The organism is Shewanella sp. SM101, assembly GCF_025654465.1.
GTDB classification, from domain to species: Bacteria; Pseudomonadota; Gammaproteobacteria; order Enterobacterales; family Shewanellaceae; genus Shewanella; species Shewanella oncorhynchi.
On the sequence record NZ_JAKKRH010000099.1, the window covers coordinates 1 to 3,575 of the forward strand.

A 3,575-nucleotide genomic window follows, 5' to 3' on the forward strand; every position below is an offset into this window, starting at 1 on the left:
CTCAATTTGAGCAAGAAAGGGAAGTAAGTCCTTGCGTCTAAGCATTTTCTTTTTGATTAACTTGCCTGCTTTATCGACACCAACAGCATGAAAAACAGACTTTGCGATATCTAAACCAATTGTAGTAATCTTCATAAGTGGACCCGTCCTCTTTCTGATGAGTTTTAGCGACTACATCGTGGCCCATTGTGAGGCCGATTAAAAGTGGATGGGTCCATTCCATTATCCATGCCGAGACTCACGCAATTTATTCCAACGCCCCGCGGCAACTTCGCATGGGATGGTGAACTTCTGCAAGGTTAGAGTTAATTTTTCGCATTCAAAAAGCTATGCATTTCCTATATTTCTCTATCAACGATAGATGTCCATATTTGTTAGTTTATTAACTTAGATGATTTTCTAGCATATGAAATATTATGCTGTATTTTTATGTCAAAATTTAATTGACTACTTAGCCACTGCATATCAGCTTCAGTAGTCTTAAACATATACAACCTATTAACAATCAGAATCTCAAGTATTTTCCTTACTGGAATGTTATTAGAGGATTCATTATAAATATCTTCAATCGTTCTTCTAGGAAAGGGATTAGGAGAATCTAATCTCATACAGAGTTCAATCAATCGGTATGACATTATATTTTTTTCTTGGACAAGTTTTAAAACATCCTCTTTCAAAGAGTCGGCGTTAGCAGACATAGCAGGTTTCATAATAAATGACATTGACATCATTTGAATTAAGCCAGCTACAATTTTTTGAGAAATCTCTCTTATTCTTTCTTTCTGCTCAACAGCACCTTTGCGAACTATTGCTCTTTCAATTTCATTCGTGAAAGCATCAGGATTTGACTTTATAAAATCGTAAAAATCAGATAAAGCTCTCATTGGCGCAGAAAACAGATCATTAAGCAGAATACGCTTTTCGTCTCTCTCTAATCTTGAGTATTGATTTTTAAGAAATTGACCGACTATATCAATAGCCTTGTACAATGAAGTAACTTTAGCAACGATACTAAGATCATTATCAACACTTTCTTCCTTTTCTAAAAATCCATCGCCTCCATCAAACTCATCTTTAACTTCGCTTTGTCTTTTTCTATTTTCTAATGGACATGAATCTTTATATGCTATCTTAGGTGAATCCTTAATGAAATTATTGATACCTTCATCATCTTCAAAAGTAACAACACGCTTATTACAGAACATCCCTCCAACAGCGTTACTCATGCAATCAATTAAATATCTATATGAATTACCTGTGGCATGATGAGCTAGAAATAAAATTGTATTAGCATTAGTTCTAACATAAAGGTGATTAAAACAATGCCTTATATGTTCGATGCAATCCGTATTATCCACATTATCACTCAAATATAACCCTTTGAAGAAATAATAAATATAAGGATATCTAAAACTATAAACATCACCCTGATTTTCAATTATTTTAGCATCAATTAAAACATTTAACCTTTCTTTAAAATCAACACTATGTCTCCTAGTAGAAAAATCTGAATTAAACGCTTTAAAATGCTCAAAAGTAAAATCTTGATTAAATAAATGCATTGACCATGAGAGGTGTTTTAAGTATTCATAAACTTCTGAGATTTTCTCTTTATTGATACCAGAGGATATTATTGAGCGAGTAATAAGATATCGATAATACTCACCTAATGAACTATCACTTAGTTCCCCTTTAGCACCAGACTCCATACTTTGCATAAGCGTTAGCAAATAAATAGGTGTCGAAGGAACTAAACTTTTTGTTATGACCATCGACATATTTTTCTCAGCTTTATCCACCTTGGAAATCAATTCATCTTTATTTAAATATCTATAAGCCCCTATCGAGTACCATTTTCTTATTAATTCATTTCTTTTAGCGTAACCAAACTGCTGAATTTTATAGTGAGAATAACTTTTCAAGTTAGATGTACTTTTTTCCAAAAGAATCTCTCTAATATCAAACATTTCACCTACAGTTAAAACTATAGAGTAACTAAATGACTCAAAGTAATTTATAACCTGATCTCTATAGGATATAGACTTGACCTTTGACTCATCTAAGTTATCAATGAATATCAATTTTTTACTTTTATTTTCTTGCAAATATTTATCATAAATATTTTCAGTTGAATATTGTTCCTTAAGAGATTTTTTTACTAGCTTATCAAGTTCAATTTTTGTTGGTGACTTTATTTTTTTCCCATCAATGTATAAAGGGATAAATCCTTTCAAAAAATACTCACTGTAAACCTTGTTTACCAGGCTACTTTTTCCTGATTTTTCGTCACCTTCAAGTATAATCCCTCCAGATATTTTTGAAATATCAAGAAGAATACTACCATCAATTAATCTTTCATCGTCCTCGACATACTTTCTTTTTAAGTGCGGGAATATATAAACATCATTAAGATATATTTGCTCAACTCCTGAATTTTCAAAATTGGCACCGGAATCGTTAATTTTTTCACTAAAATTATTATTAAGAGCATACCTTGACCTTACAATATCCCCTTCATCTTTATATCTGCCACCCCTAATATCCATTTCAATATAAATATTACTTTTATCATCATATTTATACCTAGTATGAGTATAATCTTTATTATTAAAGTCAATTAAAAGAATCCCAAAAGCCGAGTTTTTATTCTCATCAAAAAATGAATCACTTTCTAGTAAAACACATGAGCCTGAAATATTATCATTTGTGTCAACAGCTAAGCCATTATGTTCATGACCAGTTATAATAAAGTCAGACATAGCTCTAACATTTGGCTTGAATTTTTGATAACTACTTTGTTCTAGCCAATTGAATGGGTGATGAAAAACAGATATTACTAAATCGGAATTTAAAGGTGTAACATCAAAAATCCTACTTGAAGGAAAGTATAGATTACCTTGTGTTTCTGATAAACTTGAACACCATGAAAGGTTTATCATATTAAAAACAATTTTATTACCACAAACATGAGACTCCTTCACCTTCCAAATAGGTGTATCATGAATCAACCCATTAATATATTTTCTAGAGAAGGCATCATATTCCTCTTGTACAGAAGTCATTACATTTAGGACATCATCATCAACTGCATCACTTTTATTACCTTCAATACTCCTCAATAAAATATCCCTAACCGATTTATTAACTTTAAAATTACAATCATGATTACCTGGGACAAAAACAAACTCAATACTACCACAATAACTAGTTCTAATATTTTCATGCAAATTATCAAAAAAAACACTAGCTATATTATACTGTTCCGCCACCCCTGAAAATGCAATGTCACCACTTACAATTATATAAATAGCTTCAACACCAGCAGAAGCTGTCTCTTCTACACAAATAATTAGTAAAAAAACGGAACTCTCTTGACTGCCGATGATCTGATCATGCAAATTCATTTACTTCACCATTTTCCATGTCAATTTTTAACCCGAGCCAATGGGCAGCCGATCACTTTCATCATGCTGAGCTAGGTGATAAACGAAGAGCGGCAAGGTTAACCGTCGTTGCTGAACATATGGCGGTTGGCAGCGGCAAATCGGTTGCCAGATCATGTAATGGTGAAGATG

At 32.3% G+C, this 3,575-nt stretch carries 2 protein-coding genes and 1 pseudogene; 1 reads left to right on the top strand and 2 read right to left on the bottom strand.

The features are described from left to right. Both L5M38_RS23840 and L5M38_RS23845 read right to left on the bottom strand, forming a co-directional pair. Window positions 1–135: pseudogene (locus L5M38_RS23840) on the bottom strand (IS110 family transposase); the annotation flags it as partial. A 239-nt stretch (window positions 136–374) separates the two neighbouring features. Beyond that, window positions 375–3,404 carry a hypothetical protein gene (locus tag L5M38_RS23845; RefSeq protein ID WP_263180518.1) on the bottom strand — a complete coding sequence of 1,010 codons (3,030 nt, stop codon included), beginning with the start codon at window positions 3,402–3,404 and terminating at the stop codon, window positions 375–377. Between the two features lie 17 nt (window positions 3,405–3,421). On the opposite strand from L5M38_RS23845, the gene L5M38_RS24645 reads away from it, so the two are divergent. Next, window positions 3,422–3,575 (top strand): transposase DNA-binding-containing protein (locus L5M38_RS24645; RefSeq protein WP_411569315.1); only part of this gene is annotated, 154 nt, incomplete at its 3' end.

What these genes read in the sequence shown, in the direction of transcription:
- L5M38_RS23845 (WP_263180518.1), bottom strand. Translation starts at nt 3,404, where the DNA reads ATGAATTTGCATGATCAGATCATCGGCAGTCAAGAGAGTTCCGTTTTT.